The organism is Arthrobacter pityocampae (assembly GCF_002927275.1).
GTDB lineage: Bacteria > Actinomycetota > Actinomycetes > Actinomycetales > Micrococcaceae > Arthrobacter_D > Arthrobacter_D pityocampae.
The window spans coordinates 146173-163257 of record NZ_PRKW01000001.1; the positions used below are offsets into that span (position 1 = coordinate 146173).

At 69.7% G+C, this 17085-nt stretch carries 17 protein-coding genes and 3 tRNA genes; 6 read left to right on the forward strand and 14 right to left on the reverse strand.

From position 1 onward, the window contains the following. Nucleotides 1-36: 36 nt before the first annotated feature. The 5 genes from clpX to C4K88_RS00800 form a co-directional block, all read right to left on the reverse strand. Nucleotides 37-1329 carry an ATP-dependent Clp protease ATP-binding subunit ClpX gene (gene clpX / locus C4K88_RS00780; RefSeq protein WP_104119747.1) on the reverse strand — a complete coding sequence of 431 codons (1293 nt, stop codon included), beginning with the start codon at nucleotides 1327-1329 and terminating at the stop codon, nucleotides 37-39. A 162-nt stretch (nucleotides 1330-1491) separates the two neighbouring features. Continuing rightward, the gene (locus tag C4K88_RS00785; protein WP_104119748.1) at nucleotides 1492-2166 is read right to left on the reverse strand and encodes an ATP-dependent Clp protease proteolytic subunit; all 675 of its coding nucleotides are present in this window, start codon (nucleotides 2164-2166) and stop codon (nucleotides 1492-1494) included. A 42-nt stretch (nucleotides 2167-2208) separates the two neighbouring features. Beyond that, nucleotides 2209-2835, reverse strand: coding sequence for an ATP-dependent Clp protease proteolytic subunit (locus C4K88_RS00790; protein ID WP_277621623.1), 627 nt, complete (start codon nucleotides 2833-2835; stop codon nucleotides 2209-2211). Between the two features lie 247 nt (nucleotides 2836-3082). Then, a complete protein-coding gene (gene tig / locus C4K88_RS00795) occupies nucleotides 3083-4660 on the reverse strand; it encodes a trigger factor (protein ID WP_104119750.1) in 1578 nt (525 codons plus the stop codon). Nucleotides 4661-4729: 69 nt separating this feature from the next. Further along, nucleotides 4730-4803: transfer RNA gene (locus C4K88_RS00800), tRNA-Pro, on the reverse strand. 114 nt (nucleotides 4804-4917) lie between these two features. On the opposite strand from C4K88_RS00800, the gene C4K88_RS00805 reads away from it, so the two are divergent. Continuing rightward, nucleotides 4918-4988, forward strand: a tRNA-Gly gene (locus C4K88_RS00805). 36 nt (nucleotides 4989-5024) lie between these two features. On the opposite strand, the gene C4K88_RS00810 is transcribed toward C4K88_RS00805, so the two are convergent. Both C4K88_RS00810 and C4K88_RS00815 read right to left on the reverse strand, forming a co-directional pair. Beyond that, complete coding sequence (locus C4K88_RS00810; RefSeq protein WP_104119751.1) at nucleotides 5025-5906, reverse strand: Fpg/Nei family DNA glycosylase; 882 nt, start codon at nucleotides 5904-5906, stop codon at nucleotides 5025-5027. Then, complete coding sequence (locus C4K88_RS00815) at nucleotides 5899-6369, reverse strand: ribose-5-phosphate isomerase (protein WP_104119752.1); 471 nt, start codon at nucleotides 6367-6369, stop codon at nucleotides 5899-5901. Before C4K88_RS00815 ends, C4K88_RS00810 begins: the two co-directional genes overlap by 8 nt. 211 nt (nucleotides 6370-6580) lie before the next feature. On the opposite strand from C4K88_RS00815, the gene pepN reads away from it, so the two are divergent. The 4 genes from pepN to C4K88_RS00835 all read left to right on the forward strand — a co-directional run bounded on the left by pepN (nucleotide 6581) and on the right by C4K88_RS00835 (nucleotide 10919). Beyond that, entirely contained in the window at nucleotides 6581-9133 is a 2553-nt protein-coding gene (pepN, locus tag C4K88_RS00820; RefSeq protein ID WP_104120272.1) for an aminopeptidase N, read from the forward strand. A gap of 83 nt (nucleotides 9134-9216) precedes the next feature. Then, the gene (locus C4K88_RS00825) at nucleotides 9217-9696 is read left to right on the forward strand and encodes an OsmC family protein (protein WP_104119753.1); all 480 of its coding nucleotides are present in this window, start codon (nucleotides 9217-9219) and stop codon (nucleotides 9694-9696) included. A gap of 111 nt (nucleotides 9697-9807) precedes the next feature. Further along, nucleotides 9808-10443 carry a mechanosensitive ion channel family protein gene (locus C4K88_RS00830; protein ID WP_104119754.1) on the forward strand — a complete coding sequence of 212 codons (636 nt, stop codon included), beginning with the start codon at nucleotides 9808-9810 and terminating at the stop codon, nucleotides 10441-10443. Further along, entirely contained in the window at nucleotides 10440-10919 is a 480-nt protein-coding gene (locus C4K88_RS00835; RefSeq protein WP_104119755.1) for a globin, read from the forward strand. Before C4K88_RS00830 ends, C4K88_RS00835 begins: the two co-directional genes overlap by 4 nt. Before the next feature lie 112 nt (nucleotides 10920-11031). On the opposite strand, the gene C4K88_RS00840 is transcribed toward C4K88_RS00835, so the two are convergent. Further along, a complete protein-coding gene (locus tag C4K88_RS00840) occupies nucleotides 11032-11688 on the reverse strand; it encodes a DUF8185 domain-containing protein (protein ID WP_104119756.1) in 657 nt (218 codons plus the stop codon). Further along, nucleotides 11685-12158 (reverse strand): acyl-CoA thioesterase, encoded by a 474-nt coding sequence (locus C4K88_RS00845; RefSeq protein WP_104119757.1) that lies wholly within the window; start codon nucleotides 12156-12158, stop codon nucleotides 11685-11687. The genes C4K88_RS00840 and C4K88_RS00845 overlap by 4 nt, the downstream gene beginning before the upstream one ends. Before the next feature lie 185 nt (nucleotides 12159-12343). On the opposite strand from C4K88_RS00845, the gene tesB reads away from it, so the two are divergent. Continuing rightward, complete coding sequence (gene tesB, locus C4K88_RS00850) at nucleotides 12344-13264, forward strand: acyl-CoA thioesterase II (RefSeq protein ID WP_104119758.1); 921 nt, start codon at nucleotides 12344-12346, stop codon at nucleotides 13262-13264. An 84-nt stretch (nucleotides 13265-13348) separates the two neighbouring features. Here the strand turns inward: tesB and ettA are convergent, their stop codons facing one another. The 5 genes from ettA to C4K88_RS00875 all read right to left on the reverse strand — a co-directional run bounded on the left by ettA (nucleotide 13349) and on the right by C4K88_RS00875 (nucleotide 17064). Next, nucleotides 13349-15031 (reverse strand): energy-dependent translational throttle protein EttA, encoded by a 1683-nt coding sequence (gene ettA / locus C4K88_RS00855; protein ID WP_104119759.1) that lies wholly within the window; start codon nucleotides 15029-15031, stop codon nucleotides 13349-13351. A gap of 63 nt (nucleotides 15032-15094) precedes the next feature. Continuing rightward, complete coding sequence (locus C4K88_RS00860) at nucleotides 15095-15673, reverse strand: DUF6993 domain-containing protein (RefSeq protein WP_104119760.1); 579 nt, start codon at nucleotides 15671-15673, stop codon at nucleotides 15095-15097. Between the two features lie 35 nt (nucleotides 15674-15708). After that, complete coding sequence (gene ssb, locus C4K88_RS00865; RefSeq protein WP_104120273.1) at nucleotides 15709-16296, reverse strand: single-stranded DNA-binding protein; 588 nt, start codon at nucleotides 16294-16296, stop codon at nucleotides 15709-15711. A gap of 205 nt (nucleotides 16297-16501) precedes the next feature. Then, a tRNA-Arg gene (locus C4K88_RS00870) sits at nucleotides 16502-16574 on the reverse strand. A gap of 61 nt (nucleotides 16575-16635) precedes the next feature. Next, nucleotides 16636-17064, reverse strand: coding sequence for a DUF3224 domain-containing protein (locus tag C4K88_RS00875; RefSeq protein WP_104119761.1), 429 nt, complete (start codon nucleotides 17062-17064; stop codon nucleotides 16636-16638). Between the last annotated feature and the right edge of the window lie 21 nt (nucleotides 17065-17085).

The window sequence follows — 17085 nt, forward strand, 5'->3', positions numbered from 1 at the left end:
GCCCGGCCGACCGGCCGGGCCCTCTCGATCTGTCCCTCAGGCCGACTTGTTACGACGCTTGGCGGCCACCTCGTGTGAGATGAGGGTGGGCTCGGCGCGCTTGCCGACGACGTCCTCGGTGATGACCACCGTCGCGATGTCGTCGCGGCTGGGGAGATCGAACATGACGGGCAGGAGGACTTCCTCCATGATGGCGCGGAGGCCCCGCGCTCCGGTTCCCCGGTCCAGCGCGAGATCGGCGATGGCCTCGAGGGCCTTCGGTTCGAGGACCAGTTCGACACCGTCGAGCAGGAACATCTTCTGGTACTGCTTCACCAAAGCGTTCTTCGGCGCTGTGAGGATCTGCATGAGCGCCGGCCTGTCGAGGTGCGTGACGGTGGTGATGACGGGCAGCCGGCCGATGAACTCGGGGATCAGCCCGAACTTCAGCAGGTCCTCCGGCATGACGTCCCCATAGCTCGCCTCCTCGTTCTTGAGGGAGCTCAGGGGTGCGCCGAAGCCGATCCCCTTGCGGCCCGCCCGGGAGCCGATGATCTCCTCGAGACCTGCGAACGCGCCCGCGACGATGAAGAGCACGTTCGTGGTGTCGATCTGGATGAACTCCTGGTGGGGGTGCTTGCGCCCGCCCTGCGGCGGCACCGAGGCGACGGTGCCCTCGAGGATCTTCAGCAGCGCCTGCTGGACGCCTTCGCCCGAGACGTCGCGCGTGATCGAGGGGTTCTCGCTCTTGCGGGAGATCTTGTCGATCTCGTCGATGTAGATGATGCCCTGCTCGGCCTTCTTGACGTCGTAGTCGGCGGCCTGGATCAGTTTCAGCAGGATGTTCTCGACGTCCTCGCCCACGTAGCCCGCCTCGGTGAGGGCCGTGGCGTCCGCGACGGCGAAGGGCACGTTCAGGCGGCGGGCGAGGGTCTGGGCGAGGTAGGTCTTGCCGCACCCGGTGGGACCGATGAGCAGGATGTTCGACTTCGCGATCTCCACGTCCTCGGCCTCGACGGCGTCGGCCAGCGTCCCGGCGGCGCGGGGACCGCTACCCGACTGGATGCGCTTGTAGTGGTTGTAGACGGCGACGGCGAGGGAACGCTTCGCGGGCTCCTGGCCCACCACGTACTCCTGCAGGAAGTCGAAGATCTCGCGGGGTTTCGGCAGCTCGAACGTGCCGAGGTCGGCCACCTCGGAGAGTTCCTCCTCGATGATCTCGTTGCACAGGTCGATGCACTCGTCGCAGATGTACACACCGGGCCCGGCGATCAGTTTCCGGACCTGCTTCTGGCTCTTCCCGCAGAAGGAGCACTTGAGCAGATCCGTGCTCTCACCAATGCGAGCCATGGTTCAATCCCCTTAGGTATATCGCGATTGCTATGACCACTGTAGGCCACCAGCCCGCGGGAGCCAGTATCAAAAGGCCCGTGGTGCCGGACGGCACCACGGGCGGGGAGCGAAGCGGGCGGCGGGTCCGGGGCGGTCAATGCCCCGGACCCGCCGTCGGCACTACGGGGTGTTGATCTTCGGCGGAGTGATCTTCCGCGAGGTCAGGACCTCGTCGACCAGCCCGTACGCCACGGCGTCGGCCGCGGTGAGGATCTTGTCGCGCTCGATGTCGAGGTTGACCTGCTCCGAGCTGCGGCCCGAGTGGAGGGCCAGCGTGTCCTCGAGCCAGGTGCGCATGCGCATGACCTCGTTGGCCTGGATCTCCAGGTCGGAGGCCTGGCCGCCCTGTCCCCCGGAGAGCGCGGGCTGGTGGATCAGCACGCGGGCGTTCGGCAGGGCCAGGCGCTTGCCGGGCGCTCCTGCGGCGAGCAGGACCGCGGCGGCACTGGCCGCCTGGCCGAGGCATACGGTCTGCACCTCGGGGCGGATGAACTGCATGGTGTCGTAGATCGCCGTCATGGCGGTGAAGGAGCCGCCGGGCGAGTTGATGTAGAGGGTGATGTCCCGCTCGGGGTCCGTGGACTCGAGCACGAGGAGCTGGGCCATGACGTCGTCCGCGGAGGCGTCGTCGACCTGCGTGCCGAGGAAGATGATGCGGTCCTCGAACAGCTTCGTGTAGGGGTCCTGGCGCTTGAAGCCGTAGGGCGTGCGCTCTTCGAACTGGGGAAGGATGTAGCGGCTGGTCGGCAGGTTCTGCGCCGACGATCCCGCTGCTGCCTGGAATTCGTGGTTCATGGTGTCTCCTGTAGGACGACTGGTGGAGGGACGGGGCGCGGACTAGGCGGTCTGGTCGGTTCCGCCGCCACCGGCCACGGAGCCCGAGTGCGCGGAGATGTGGTCGAAGAACCCGTACTCGAGGGCTTCCTGGGCCGTGAACCACTTGTCGCGGTCGTTGTCCTTCAGGATCTTCTCGACCGTCTGGCCCGTCTGGTCTGCGGTCAGCTCCGCCATGACCCGCTTCATGTGCAGGATCAGTTCGGCCTGGATGCGGATGTCCGTCGCCGTTCCGCCGATGCCGCCGGAGGGCTGGTGCATCAGGATCCGTGCGTGCGGGGTGGCGTAGCGCTTGCCCTTGGTGCCGGAGGAGAGCAGGAACTGGCCCATCGAGGCGGCGAGGCCGGTGGCCACCGTGACGACGTCGTTGGGGATGAACTGCATGGTGTCGTAGATCGCCATGCCGGCGGTCACCGAGCCACCGGGCGAGTTGATGTAGAGGAAGATGTCGCGCTCGGGATCCTCGGCGGAGAGCAGCAGGAGCTGCGAGCAGATGGCGTTCGCGTTGTCGTCGCGGACCTCCGAACCGAGCCAGATGATGCGCTCCTTGAGGAGCCGGTTGTAGATGTAGTCGTCACGACCGCCCATCTCGGGGCCGGCCATGCTCGGGGTGCTTGGTTCGGTTGCCATGTTGGTTGACCTCTCACTCTGGCGGGCCGTTGCCGCTTCGGCCGACCCGTCCGTTTGTCTCTCCTTGGACACTAACCCGCGGGCCCCACGAATTGCTCCCGCACCGGGAACTGTTCGCTGACGGCGCACGGTCGCGACGACGTCGCCGGAGACCCGTTCGCGGAGGGCTGTCGCGGGTTCCCCGCGGGCTTAAAGCAGCAGCGGTGCCGCTGCCCGGAGGCTGCGGCACCGCTGTCTGCACTGCTGGCTACTCGGAGGCGGCGGCCTTCTTCGCAGCGGGCTTCTTGGCCGCTGCCTTCTTCGCGGGTGCCTTCTTGGCAGCCTTCTTCGGAGCGTCCTCCGTCTGGGCTGCGGCGTCCCCGGCAGCTTCCGCCTCGACGACCTCGGCGGTCTCTGCGGCTTCAGCGGTCTCTGCGGCTTCGGGTGCCTCTGCGGCTTCGGGGGCCTCGGCGGCCTCCGTCGCCTGGTCGGCGTCGACGACGTCCTGCTCGGTCTCGGCGTCGTCCGCGCTGATGGTCTCGGCGTCGTCGCCGGCGGGGCGGACGAACTCGCTGAGATCGACGGCGGCACCGTTGGTGTCGGTGACCGTGGCGTACTCGAGGACCTTCGCGAGGGCCTTGCGGCGACGCACCTCACCGACGATCATCGGGACCTGGCCGCTCTGGTCGAGCATCTGGGCGAACTGGTTCGGCTCCATGCCGTACTGGCCGGCCGTGGAGACGATGTAGTCGATGAGCTCGGCCTGGCTGACGCCGACCTCTTCCTTCTCGGCGACGGCGTCGAGGATGACCTCGTTCTGGAAGGCACGCTCCGTGTTGGTGCGGATCTCCGCGCGGTGCTCCTCGGTGTCGTGGTCCTCGCCGGCGCCGGCGGCCTTCTCGCTGTTGAAGTGCTGCTCGAGCTGCTCCTCGACGACGCTCTCGGGGACCGGCACGGCGACGAGCTCCACGAGCTTGTCGAGCACCTTGTCACGCGCTTCGACGCCCTGGTCCATCAGCTTCGACTCGGAGGCCTGCTTCGTCAGGTCGGCGCGGAGCTCCTCGGCGGTGTCGAACTCCGACGCCAGCTGGGCGAACTCGTCGTCGACCTCGGGGAGCTCGCGCTCCTTGACGGCCTTGACGACGACCTTGACCTGCGCGTCGGCGCCGGCGTGCTCGCCGCCCGCCAGCTTGGTCTCGAAGGTGGCGTCCTCGTCGGTGGAGAGTCCGGTGACGGCCTCGTCCATGCCCTCGAGCATGGTGCCCGAGCCGATCTGGTAGGAGAGGTCCTGAGCCGAGTCGACCTCCTCGTCGCCGACGGAGGCGGTCAGATCGATGGTGAGGAAGTCGCCGTCACGGGCGGGGCGGTCCACGGCGGTCAGGGTGCCGAAGCGGCCGCGGAGCTCATCCATGGCCTTCTGGATGTCCTCGTCGGACGCCTCGACGGGCTCGACGGTGACCTCGAGGCCCTTGTACTCGGGGAGTTCGATCTCCGGGCGGACGTCGAGCTCGACGCTGAAGGCGAGCTGGCCGTCCTTCTTCGCGGGGTCGGGGACCTCGGTGATCTCGACCTCGGGGCGGCTGAGGGGGCGGACGCCCGTCTCCTGCACGGCGCTCTGGTAGAAGCCGTTGAGGCCGTCGTTGATGGCGGTCTCGATGACGTAACCGCGGCCGACGCGCTGGTCGATGAGCTGCGTGGGAACCTTGCCCTTGCGGAAGCCCGGAACCTGCACCTGGGTCGCGATGGTCTTGTAGGCCTCGTCGATGCTGGGCTTCAGTTCCTCGAAAGGTACCTCGACGGTCAGCTTCACCCGGGTGGGGGAAAGGGTTTCAACAGCGCTCTTCACAGCGTAGGACTCCTGAAATGATTGGGATTGGTTCTGCAGCGGAGGCACTTTCCTCATCACACAGCAGAGTCGGGGTGACAGGAGTTGAACCTGCGACTTCCTGCTCCCAAAGCAGGCGCTCTACCAAGCTGAGCTACACCCCGTAAGTGCGAGTGCCAGTCTACGCACCTTTAGGACGACCTCGCACATTTGGCGTTAGCGCGGCAGCTGTGATGTAGTTATAGGCGTTCCACGGGGCCCCGAAAGGCGCCCTCTGCGGGGATGTAGCTTAATGGTAAAGCCTCAGTCTTCCAAACTGATTACGCGGGTTCGATTCCCGTCATCCCCTCTCCGAGCCCGGACCTCTGGTCCGGGCTTCTCCTCTTTAATGCTCCTGGCACTGCGGGCACCAGTACACGGTCCGGGCCGCCATCAGCGCGGCGAGGATCGCGGTACCGCAGCGACGGCACGGCTGACCGGTCCGCTTGTAGACGTAGTGCGGGGCGGAGCGCTTCGGGCGCCCGTTCCGCGCCTCGGGCGTCGTCGTGACGATGCGCCCGTCGCGGACGCCGTCCTTCATGAGCCGCACCGTGTCCTCCCAGAGGCCGGCGGCTTCGTCGTCGTGGAGCTGCTTGCCGGGGCGCCACGGGTTGATGCCCTGCAGGAACAGCACCTCGGCCCGGTAGATGTTGCCGATCCCCGCGATCACCGCCTGGTTCATGAGCTGGACGCCCACGGGGGTGATGCTGGACAGGAGCTTCCGCGCGAACAGCGTGCCGTCCGAGCGCGGCTGGAGGGGGTCCGGGCCGAGCTTCGCGCGGGCCGCCTTCTCCTCCGCGCCGGTGATCACCTCGCACGCGGTGGGCCCCCGGAGGTCCGCCCAGCCGTGCGCCGACACGAACCGGACACGGACGGCGCCGACGGGTGCGGGAGGGCCCCCGTACCCGGAGGCGGCGCCGTCGTCGGAGGGCTGCTCCGACTCCCCCACGCGGCGCGGCGCCCCGATGCTCGAGGCCCCGCGGAACGTCTCGTCGCCGCCGAAGGACCACGCCCCGTACAGGCCGAGGTGCACGCGCAGGACGAGGCGGTTGTCGAAGCGCAGGAACATCTGCTTGCCGTGCGCGAGCGCGCTGACCAGGGTGGCGCCGTCGAGCTGTGCGGCCCCGGCACTGAAGCGTCCCTGCGGGCTCGAGACGGTGAGCCGTTCACCGGTGAAGACGGACCCGAACTGCCGGGCGAGCCGGTGGACCGAATGGCCCTCAGGCAACGCTCCCCGTTTCCTCGTACCGCGCCACCTGCGCGATCCGGCGGCTGTGCCGCTCTGCATTGCTGAACGGCTCGGCGAGGAACGCCTCGATGATCGCGGTCGCCTCCGCGACGGTGTGCTGCCGTCCGCCGACCGCGACGACGTTGGCGTCGTTGTGCTGGCGGGCCAGGCGGGCGGTGTCGAGGCTCCACGCGAGGGCGGCCCGGATGCCGCGCACCTTGTTCGCGGCGATCTGCTCGCCGTTGCCGGAGCCACCCAGGACGATCCCCAGGGCCTCGGTGCCCGCTGCCCGGTCCGCCATGACGGCCTGCGCGGCGTCGATGCAGAACGAGGGGTAGTCGTCCTCCGGATCGTAGGAGGACGGGCCGTGGTCGACGACGTCGTGGCCCGCCGCGGTGAGGTGCGCGAGCAGGTGGGCGCTCAGCTCCAGGCCGGCGTGGTCGGTGGCGAGGTGGACGCGCATGATGGTGGGTTCCTTCTGGTGGCGCCGGGGCGACGGCGGCTGCGGGAGGCCCCCGCCCGGCAGGGCGGGTCGGTTCCAGCCTAGACCGCCCGGCCGGAGGTATCGACGTGCGCGCCGCCGCCGGGCAGAGTGGGAGAATCGAACGGCCGCGCACCACCTGTCACCCGCGGCGAATCCGTATCCCCCACCCTGGAGGCGATCCTTGCCCGGTCTGAACCTGACGCGCGACGAAGCACGTACGCGCGCCGATCTGCTCACCGTCCACTCCTACGACATCACCCTCGACCTCACGCGCGGCGAGCGCGTGTTCCGGTCGACGACGGTGGTCTCGTTCGACGCACGCCAGGGCGCCTCGACGTTCATCGACGCCGTCACGGACACCGTGCACCGGATCGAGCTGAACGGCGTGACGCTGGACCCTGCGGAGGTCGCCGACGGCGCCCGCATCCAGCTCCCCGTACTGGCCGCGAGCAACGTCCTCGTCGTCGAGGCCGACATGCTCTACATGAACACCGGGGAGGGCCTCCACCGTTTCGTCGACCCCGTGGACGGGGAGGTCTACCTCTACACCCAGTTCGAGGTCCCGGACTCCCGCCGCGTGTTCACCGTCTTCGAGCAGCCCGACCTGAAGGCGACGTTCCGCTTCTCGGTCACCGCGCCGTCGTACTGGGACGTCATCTCGAACACGGCGACGCCGGAGCCCGTCACAGCCGTGTCCGACGCTGACAGCGGCGCAGCCTCCACCTGGTCCTTCGAGCCCACCCCGGTCATGTCGTCCTACGTGACCGCGCTCATCGCGGGCCCGTACCAGTCGGTGCGCAGCGAACTGACGAGCTCGGACGGCCGCACGATCCCGCTCGGGGTGTTCGCCCGCAAGTCCCTCATGCAGTACCTGGACGCGGAGAACATCTTCGCCCTGACGCGCCAGGGCTTCGCGTTCTACGAGGAGCAGTTCGGCACGCCCTACCCGTTCGCGAAGTACGACCAGCTGTTCGTGCCCGAGTTCAACGCCGGCGCCATGGAGAACGCGGGCGCCGTCACGTTCGTCGAGACGTACGTGTTCCGCTCCCGCGTCCCCGATGCGACCGTCGAGCGGCGCGCCATCACCATCCTCCACGAGCTGGCCCACATGTGGTTCGGCGACCTCGTCACCATGCGCTGGTGGAACGACCTCTGGCTGAACGAGTCCTTCGCCGAGTTCATGTCCACCCTCGCAGCCGCGAAGGCCACGGAGTTCGAGCAGGCATGGACCACGTTCGCGATCCTCGAGAAGGGCTGGGCCTATCGCCAGGACCAGCTGCCCTCCACCCACCCGATCGTCGCCACGATCAACGACCTCGAGGACGTCCAGGTCAACTTCGACGGCATCACCTACGCGAAGGGCGCGTCCGTGCTCAAGCAGCTGGTGGCCTGGGTGGGCGAGGAGGAGTTCATGCGGGGCGTGCGCCAGTACTTCGCGAAGCACTCCTGGAAGAACACGGAGCTGGTGGACCTTCTCTCCGAGCTCGAGGCCGCGAGCGGCCGCGACCTGAAGGCGTGGTCCTCCCTCTGGCTCGAGACCGCGGGCGTCAACACGCTCCGCCCCGAGTTCACCACGGACGGGGACGGCACGATCACCTCGTTCGCGATCCTGCAGAGCGCGATCGAGGCGTTCCCGACCATCCGGCCCCATCGTCTGGCGGTCGGCTTCTACGACCACGACGACGACGGCGCGCTCGTCCGGGTGCACCGGCTCGAACTCGACGTCGACGGCGAGCGCACGGAGGTCCCGGACCTCGTGGGGCACCGGCAGCCGGCCCTCGTGCTCCTGAACGACGACGACCTCGCCTACGCGAAGATCCGCCTCGACCCCGCGTCCCTGCGCACCTCCGTGCGCCACGTCAGGGACTTCCGGGACTCCCTCCCCCGCACCCTCGTCCTCGCCTCGGCGTGGGACGCGGCCCGCGACGGTGAGACGCCGGCGCGCGACTACGTGGAACTCGTGCTGCAGAACGTCGGGGCGGAATCGGACTCCTCCGTGGTGCTCGTGCTGCTCCGGCAGCTCGCCTCGACCCTCGCGTTCTACGTCACCCCGGAGGACCGCGACGCGATGGGCGCCGCCGCCGCGGACAGCCTGCTGGACCTCGCCGTCGCCGCGGAGGCCGGCTCCGACGCCCAGCTGCAGTTCACCAGGGCCTTCTCCACCCACGCCCGCACCGCACCCCAGCTGGACACGGTGGCGGCCCTGCTCTCGGGAGAGCGCGTCCTCGAGGGGCTCACCGTGGACCAGGACCTCCGCTGGGAGCTGCTGACGAGCCTGGTGGTCGGTGGTCGCGCCGGTGAGCAGGAGATCGACGCCGAACTCGCCCGGGACTCGACGGCGACCGGCGAGCTCGCGGCCGCCGCGGCCCGGGCCGCCGTCCCGACGCCGGAGGCCAAGGAGGCGGCCTGGGCGGCGCTCGTGGATTCCGCCGACCTGCCGAACGCGGCGCAGCGCTCCATGATCGGCGGGTTCACGCGCGTCCACGACCGCTCCCTGCTGGAGCCCTTCGTGGCGCGGTACTTCGCCTCGATCCAGGATGTCTGGACGACCCGCACCCACGAGATCGCCCAGCAGATCATCGTGGGCCTCTACCCGTCGCTGCTGACCACCCAGGACACCCTGGACCGCACCGACGCCTTCCTGGCCGCCCTCGGCGAGGACTCCCCCTCGCTCCGGCGCCTGGTGCTGGAGAGCCGGGACGGCGTCGTCCGCGCCCTCAACGCGCAGGCCGTCGACCGGTAGGCGACGGCCGGGCGGGGAGGACCGCGGTCCTCCCCGCCCGGCACCTGCTGCGCCGGCCGGCGCGCCGGCGTTAGGGTCGTGTCATGAACCTGCAGGAACACTCCTACACGGCTAACCTCCGCTGGACCGGGAACCTCGGCACCGGGACCTCCGGGTACCGCGCCTACAGCCGCGACCACGAGATCGACGTCGACGGCCCGGGCACACTCCCCGGCACGGCGGACCCCACGTTCCACGGAGCGAAGGACCGCTGGAACCCCGAGCAGCTGCTGCTGACCGCCGTCGCGCAGTGCCACATGCTGTCCTACCTCCACGTCGCGGTGAAGGCTGGCGTCGTCGTCACGGGGTACCGGGACACCGCGACGGGCACCCTGCGCCTCAACCGGGACGGCAGCGGCGAGTTCACGGGGATCGTGCTGCACCCCGTCGTCGACCTGCAGGACGCCGCCCAGTCCGGCCTCGCCGACTCCCTGCACGCGGAGGCGAACCGCGTGTGCTTCATCGCCCGGTCCCTCAACTTCCCGGTCCACCACGAGCCTGTCTCCGGCGCCGGCCTCGGCTGAGGACCACCGGGGGCCGCCCGGCTCCGCTGTAGCCTGTTAAGGCACCCCCGCGCGCACCGCGCCCACGGCGCCGCCCCGGCGGACCCCGCATGCCCGCACGAAAGTGATTCCATGACATTCCTCAACTCCCTCGGCTACGGCGGCCAGGTCCTCGCCGCGCTGGTCACCGTGATCGGCGCCGTGATCCTGTGGCTCGTGATCCGGTACCTGATCAACCGCTCGGTCAAGCGCGTCCAGAGCGGCTACAGCGTCTTCAAGAAACCGCACTTCAGGTGGGCCCAGCCCGCGCTGCGCCCCTTCGACAGCGCCCGGCGCGTCCAGCGCGCGGAGACGATCGGCGGCCTGCTCTCGAGCGTCGCCGCCCTGACCATCGCGATCATCGCCGGCCTGATGGTCATCGACACGCTCGGCTTCAACATCGGTCCCATCCTCGCGAGCGTCGGCATCGTCGGCATAGCGATCGGCTTCGGTGCGCGCGAGGTCATCCGGGACGCCTTCCTCGGCTTCTTCATCACCATGGAGGACCAGTACGGCATCGGCGACACCATCGAGGTGGGCGATACCGTGGGCGTGGTCCAGTCCCTCGGCCTGCGCATCACGCGCCTCGTCGACGAGGACGGTGCCATCTGGTACGTGCGCAACGGCGACATCACGAAGGTCGGCAACCGGTCGCAGGGCGAGTACGTGGCGCCGGCCCCCGAACCCACGGTCCCGGCGGCACCCGCCCTCGCCCAGGAGCAGTCATGAGCACGGAGGACCCGGCACAGACCCCGCCCCCCGGGGGGCGGGCTGCCCTTCCCGTGGAACGGCTCGTCGCTGCCGGGCAGGGCTTTACCCAGCCGCAGTACACGGACAACTTCTACGAGGCGGTGGGTGGGCACCCCACGTTCGTCCGCCTGGTCGACGCGTTCTACGCCGGCGTGGCCGCCGACGACGTGCTGCGTCCCATGTACCCGGAGCAGGATCTCGGGCCGGCGAAGGAACGCCTGCTGCTGTTCCTCGAGCAGTACTGGGGCGGGCCGAAGACCTACGGCGAGCAGCGCGGCCACCCGAGGCTCCGCATGCGGCACATGCCGTTCCGCGTCGGGCCGCTGGCGCGGGACCGGTGGCTGGAGCACATGCGCGCCGCCGTGGACACCCTGGACCTCGCTCCCCTGCACGAGGCAACCCTGTGGGACTACCTCGAGCGCGCCGCCCACTCGATGGTGAACGCCGCGGACTGACGCCCGATCGGAGCACGGCCGGCCAGAGCACCGCCGGCCAGAGCACCGCCGATCAGAGCACCGCCGATCAGAAGACGCCCCGTCGGAGGACGCCCCGTCAGTGCGCCGTCCGTCAGAGGACGGCGGCGGCCCGCACGAGGACATGGCCGCGCGCCGTGCTGACCCGGGACCAGCGCCCGTTCGTGTGCACGGTGGCGGACATCCCGGGCTGGAGGAAGCCGAGGCTGAACGCCCCGAAGGCCGCCCCGGCCGGCACGGCGCCGGGCACATCGTCCAGCGGGCGCCCCCATACGGCGATCCTCGCGCTGCTCACGAGCGGCGCTCCTGCACGCTCGGGCAGGCTTCGGGCCACCTCCGCGATGCCCCGGTGCGCCGCCTCGTCGAGGACTTCCACCGCCACGGTCCCCGCCGCCTCCCAGCCCGCCCGCGGCGGCAGGACGCCGGCCCAGTTCTCGGTGACCGTCACGGTGGGTACCGGGAACACGACGTCACCGGCGGGCATGTGGGCGAGCCGGTCGAGGACCGAGCCGAGCGCGACCGTGGTGTCGACGTCGGCCTCCTCCGCGAGCTCCATGGTCCTGAGGCCCAGCACGGTGGGGACGGCCTCGCCGAGCACCGTGGGGCGGAGGGTGCACACGTACGCGGCGAGGATCCGGCCGGCGCCCACGAGTCTCATGCCGCCGTCGTCGTTCGCCCGGGCGCGGGCGGTGAAGGTCCGGAGATCGGCCACCGTCTGCGGGTCCGCGAACCGCAGGGACGACGTCGTCATGCCCGCCCCCCGGCCCGCGTCCGGCGGAAGGGGACGACCGGGCCCTCCCAGGACCGGAGCATCACCCTCTGCTCCTCGGACAGGCGTACAGGACGGCCGGTGCTGCGGCTGACCAGCACCATGGTGGTCGCGGCGACCGCGCTCGTGGTGCTGCCCTCGTCCGCCACCCGGTCCCGCACCGTGTAGCCGAGCTCGAAGCTGGAGCCGCCCACGGCGGTCACCCAGAGATCGACGGCGGCCGGCTCCATGCTCACGCTCAGCGGCGAGCGATACTCGATCTCCTGGCGGCCCACGAGCGTGTAGTGGTCCGGGTCGATCAGCTCCATGAAGGACCCGCCGGGCTGCGGCTCGTGCATCAGGGACAGGCGCGCGTCCTCGAGGAACTGGAGGAAGCGGACGTTGTTGACGTGGCCATAGGAATCCTCGTCGCCGAACCGCAGCTGGAGGGGGAAGGTGTGCACCGGGGACATAGCGCCATCCTCTCAAACAGGGCCCCCGCCCGACGATTCGCCGGGGCCGCGGTACCCCGGTGTGAGGAACAGCATGGGTGCGGCGGCCCACCTGTATTGAGTGCGCCTGGAGCGGCGTCTAGGGTCAGTAGATGCCCGGAAGCGCACGGCTCCCACCGCCCCGCCCCACGAGGAGACACCGAACCATGGCAGAACACGCGCCCGCAGCAGAGGCACCGGCGCGGGGAGCGCAGGCGAAGGACCCCACCCGGGCCCTCCTGGACCTGCTCGACCTCAGCAGCGCCGAGGGTGCACAGACGGACGAGGAGATCTTCGTCGGCAGCTCCGCCCGCCAGCCGAGCCGGCGCGTCTTCGGCGGCCAGGTACTCGCGCAGTCGCTGATCGCGGCCATGCGGACGGTCGAGCCGACGCGCGAGGTCCACTCCATGCACGGCTACTTCCTGCGGGCGGGCGACGCGGACCAGCCCATCACGTTCGGTGTCCAGCGGCTGCGGGACGGGCGGTCGTTCTCCGCCCGGCGCACGCACGCCTACCAGAACGGCGTGCCCATCCTCTCCATGATCGCGTCCTTCCAGGAACCCGACGACGGCGTCACCCACCAGGACACGATGCCGGAGGGCATCCCCGACCCCGAGAGCCTGCCGTCCACGGCCGAACTGCTCGGCGCCTTCGACCACCCCGTCGCCCAGGCGTGGGCCTTCGACCGGCCGTTCGACATCCGGCACGTCGACGCCCCGCTGTACCTGTCCAACGAGGGCTCCCGCGAGCCCCGCAACGCCGTCTGGATGCGCAGCCTCGGGCCCATGCCGGACGACCCGAACATCCACCGGGCCGCCCTCGCGTACGCGAGCGACTACACCCTGCTCGAATCGATCCTGCGACCCCACGGGCTGAGCTGGATCCACCCCGGCATGAACGTGGCGAGCCTCGACCACGCGATGTGGTGGCACCGCCCCGTCCGGGTGGACGACTGGCTGCTCTACGTCCAGAGCTCCCCCAGCGCGTCCGGGGCACGCGGGCTCGCCGCCGGCCGCATCTACGACCGCAGCGGGGCCCTGGTGGCGAGCGTGGCACAGGAGGGCATGGTCAGGATCCCGTCCGCCTGATCCTCGCCCGGCCGCTGCCGCAGAGACGAACGAAGGGACACGGCCTGGGCCGTGTCCCTTCGTTCTCCTCGCCCGTGCGCTTCGTCAGTCGCGGGTGAGGCGGCGGTGCGTGACGCGGTGCGGTTTCGCGGCGTCGGCTCCGAGCCGTTCCACCTTGTTCTGCTCGTAGGCGTCGAAGTTGCCCTCGAACCAGTACCAGTTGTCCGGGTTCTCCTCCGTGCCCTCGTAGGACAGGATGTGGGTGGCCACGCGGTCCAGGAACCACCGGTCGTGCGAGACGACGACGGCGCAGCCGGGGAACTCGAGCAGGGCGTTCTCGAGGCTCGAGAGCGTCTCGACGTCGAGGTCGTTGGTCGGTTCGTCGAGGAGCAGCAGGTTGCCGCCCTGCTTCAGGGTCATCGCGAGGTTCAGCCTGTTGCGCTCACCACCGGAGAGGACCCCGGCCTTCTTCTGCTGGTCCGGACCCTTGAAGCCGAACGCCGACACGTACGCGCGGGAGGGCATCTCGACCTGACCGACCTGGATGAAGTCGAGGCCGTCGGACACGACCTCCCACAGGCTCTTGTTGGGGTCGATGCCGCCGCGGGACTGGTCCACGTAGGAGATCTTCACCGAGTCGCCGATCCGCAGCTCGCCGCCGTCGAGCGGTTCCAGGCCCACGATCGTCTTGAACAGCGTGGTCTTGCCGACGCCGTTGGGGCCGATGACGCCGACGATCCCGTTGCGGGGCAGCGAGAAGGACAGGCCGTCGATGAGGATGCGCTCGTCGTAGCCCTTGCGCAGGTCGTGCGCCTCGATGACCTGGCTGCCGAGCCTGGGGCCCGGCGGGATCTGGATCTCCTCGAAGTCCAGCTTCCGGGTGCGCTCCGCCTCCGCGGCCATCTCCTCGTACCGGTTCAGGCGCGCCTTCGACTTCGTCTGGCGTCCCTTGGCGTTCGAGCGGACCCACTCGAGTTCCTCGGTCAGGCGCTTCGAGAGCTTCTGGTCCTTCTTGCCCTGCACCTCGAGACGGGCGCGCTTCTTCTCCAGGTAGGTGGAGTAGTTGCCCTCGTAGGGGTACAGGTGGCCGCGGTCCACCTCCGCGATCCATTCGGCGACGTGATCCAGGAAGTAGCGGTCGTGGGTGACGGCGAGCACGGCGCCGGCGTAGGACTTCAGGTGCTGCTCCAGCCAGAGCACGCTCTCAGCGTCGAGGTGGTTGGTGGGCTCGTCGAGGAGGAGCAGATCCGGCTTCTGCAGCAGCAGCTTGCAGAGCGCGACGCGGCGGCGCTCACCACCGGAGAGGATCGTGACGTCGGCCTCGGGCGGCGGGCAGCGCAGGGCGTCCATGGCCTGCTCGAGCTGGGAGTCGAGGTCCCAGGCGTCGGCGGCGTCAATGGCCTCCTGCAGCTTGCCCATCTCGTCGAGGAGCGTGTCGTAGTCGGCGTCCGGGGAGGCCATCTCCTCGGAGATCTCGTTGAACCGCTGGATCTTCCCGTAGATCTCGCCCACGCCCTCCTGGACGTTGCCGAGCACGGTCTTCTCCTCGTTCAGCGGTGGCTCCTGCAGGAGGATGCCGACCGTGTACCCGGGGCTGAGGCGCGCTTCGCCGTTCGACGGCGTGTCCATGCCTGCCATGATCTTCAGGATGGTGGACTTACCGGCGCCGTTCGGCCCCACGACGCCGATCTTCGCACCAGGGAAGAACGACATGCTGACGTCGTCGAGGATTACTTTGTCGCCCACGGCCTTGCGGGCCTTGCTCATTGTGTAGATAAATTCCGCCATGTCACCAAGGCTAGTGGGTGGCCGGACCGATCTCACACTCGGTCCGTCGGGCAGGGTCCTGCCTCAGCGCTGGTCCCCGACGAAACAGAGGCCTGAGGCGAGCGCCGGGAGGACCGCCACGGTGGCCGTCCCTTCGCGCACCTCCCCGACGACGCACGTCTGCTCGAGGAGCCCGGCGCCCTGGATCGAGTCGACGTCCAGACCGGTGGGCGTGCTGTCGACGGACACCTCCACGGACGCGGGGACCGCGCCCTCGTTCGCGAAGCCCTGCTCGATGGCGGCCCTGACCCGGTCCCTGGTGACCGGGTCCCCGCCCTCGGCCAGGGTGGTGAGCTCGGCGTCGACGGCGCGGGCGATGCCTGCGGCATCCTCCTCCCCAGATACCTCCCCCTTACCAGGGGATGACGCGGCGCCTGCGCCGGTCTGCCCCGCGGTCTGCCCGGCGGTCGGCACCGGTCGGGGCTCCGAGGACGGCGACGACGTGGACGGGGACGACGCGGAGGACGGAGTGGTGCCCGACGCGTCCGGCACCACGGAGGACGCCTGGGCGCAGGAGGTGAGCCCGAGCGTCAGCCCGACACCGATCGAGACGATCAGGCGCATCGCCCTGCCGGGCGCGGTGCGGGGGATGGCGGTAGTCACCCGATCATCCTGCCATCGATCCCCACCGGCTCCGGCTAGAACGGGACGGCCTCCTCCTCGCGGGCGTCCTCGCGGTCGCTGCCGGCCTCCCCCGCCGGACGGGAGTCGCTGTCGCCGTCGTCCCCGGCATCCGCGTCGGAGCGCGACGCCGTCCCGTACAGCTCCCCGGTGGCGGGGTCCACCCCGTCGGGAACCTCGTCCCCGGGAGGAACACCCCCTGCGGTGTCCTCCGGGCCGGCCTCCGGCTGTGCCTCGCTGCGGTCCGCCGTGGTGCGTCTGAAGTTCGCCGTCCCCCACATGAGGTCGTGTCCTGCCGTGTCGGCGTCGATGTCGACGGACGTCCCCGTCCGGCCGTCCGCGTTGATCCACGGGCGCACCTTCAGCCGTCCGGTGACGATCACGCGGTCGCCCTTCTTCAGGCTGGCCCCCGCATTGGTGGCGAGCTGGCGGAACATGGACACCGAGTACCAGTTCGTGTGCCCGTCCACCCAGGCATTCGTCTCCCGGTCGAAGCGGCGGTCGGTGGAACACATGCGGAATCCGGCGACCGCCAGTCCGCTCTGCGCCGAGGTGAGCCGCACGTCCGTGGCGACATAGCCCCGCACGGTGATGATGTCGGTCATGATCTGTCCTTCCGTCGATCCCGGTAGGCGGCGGTCGGTGCCGGCCTCGACCCAGTCTCCGCCCGGGCGGCCGACGGCGCCGGGCATACCGGGCGTATGTGGACAACCACCGTGCGTCGCCCGCGCACCCTGACGAGCCCGACCGTGGCGTGGATCCAGCCGGCAACGCAAAGGGCCGGACGCTCGGCGTCCGGCCCTGATGCTGTGCCCCCGGCAGGATTCGAACCTGCGACCAGAGGATTAGAAGGCCCCTGCTCTATCCCCTGAGCTACGGAGGCAGTCCGCCCAGTTTACTATGGTCGCTCCCGGGCGGACCCGACCGCGGTCGGGGCGGCCCGTCTAAACGTCCTGGCCGACCTCGGCGGGGAAGCTCACCCGGAGTTCGAGGCGGTGCTGCCCGTCCGGGTCCTGCGAGTAGACGGCCTTGCCCGCGATGCCGCGGAGCCCGTCCGTGCCGGAGCCGGGGATGATGTGCCCCGAGCTCGCGGCTTCCGCGCCCTCGGCGACGCCCCAGTGCTGGACCGTCATGGCGCCCGTCCGGTTCCCGACGGTCCCGACGAACTGTTCGGACGCGACGTAGCCGGCGCCGACGTCGTTCCCTGCCATCAGCAGTTCGGCCGTGCTGGTCCCGCTGATCTCGCCCTCGAACACCTTCGAGGCCCGCACACGGGACAGCTCGCCCGTGCTGCCGGGCTCCGAGTACGGCTCGGCGTCCCAGCTGGTGATCTCGAACTCGCCGTTGTACGTCGTCGTTCCTGTTTCAATCATCTGTTCAGTATCGCCGGTCGG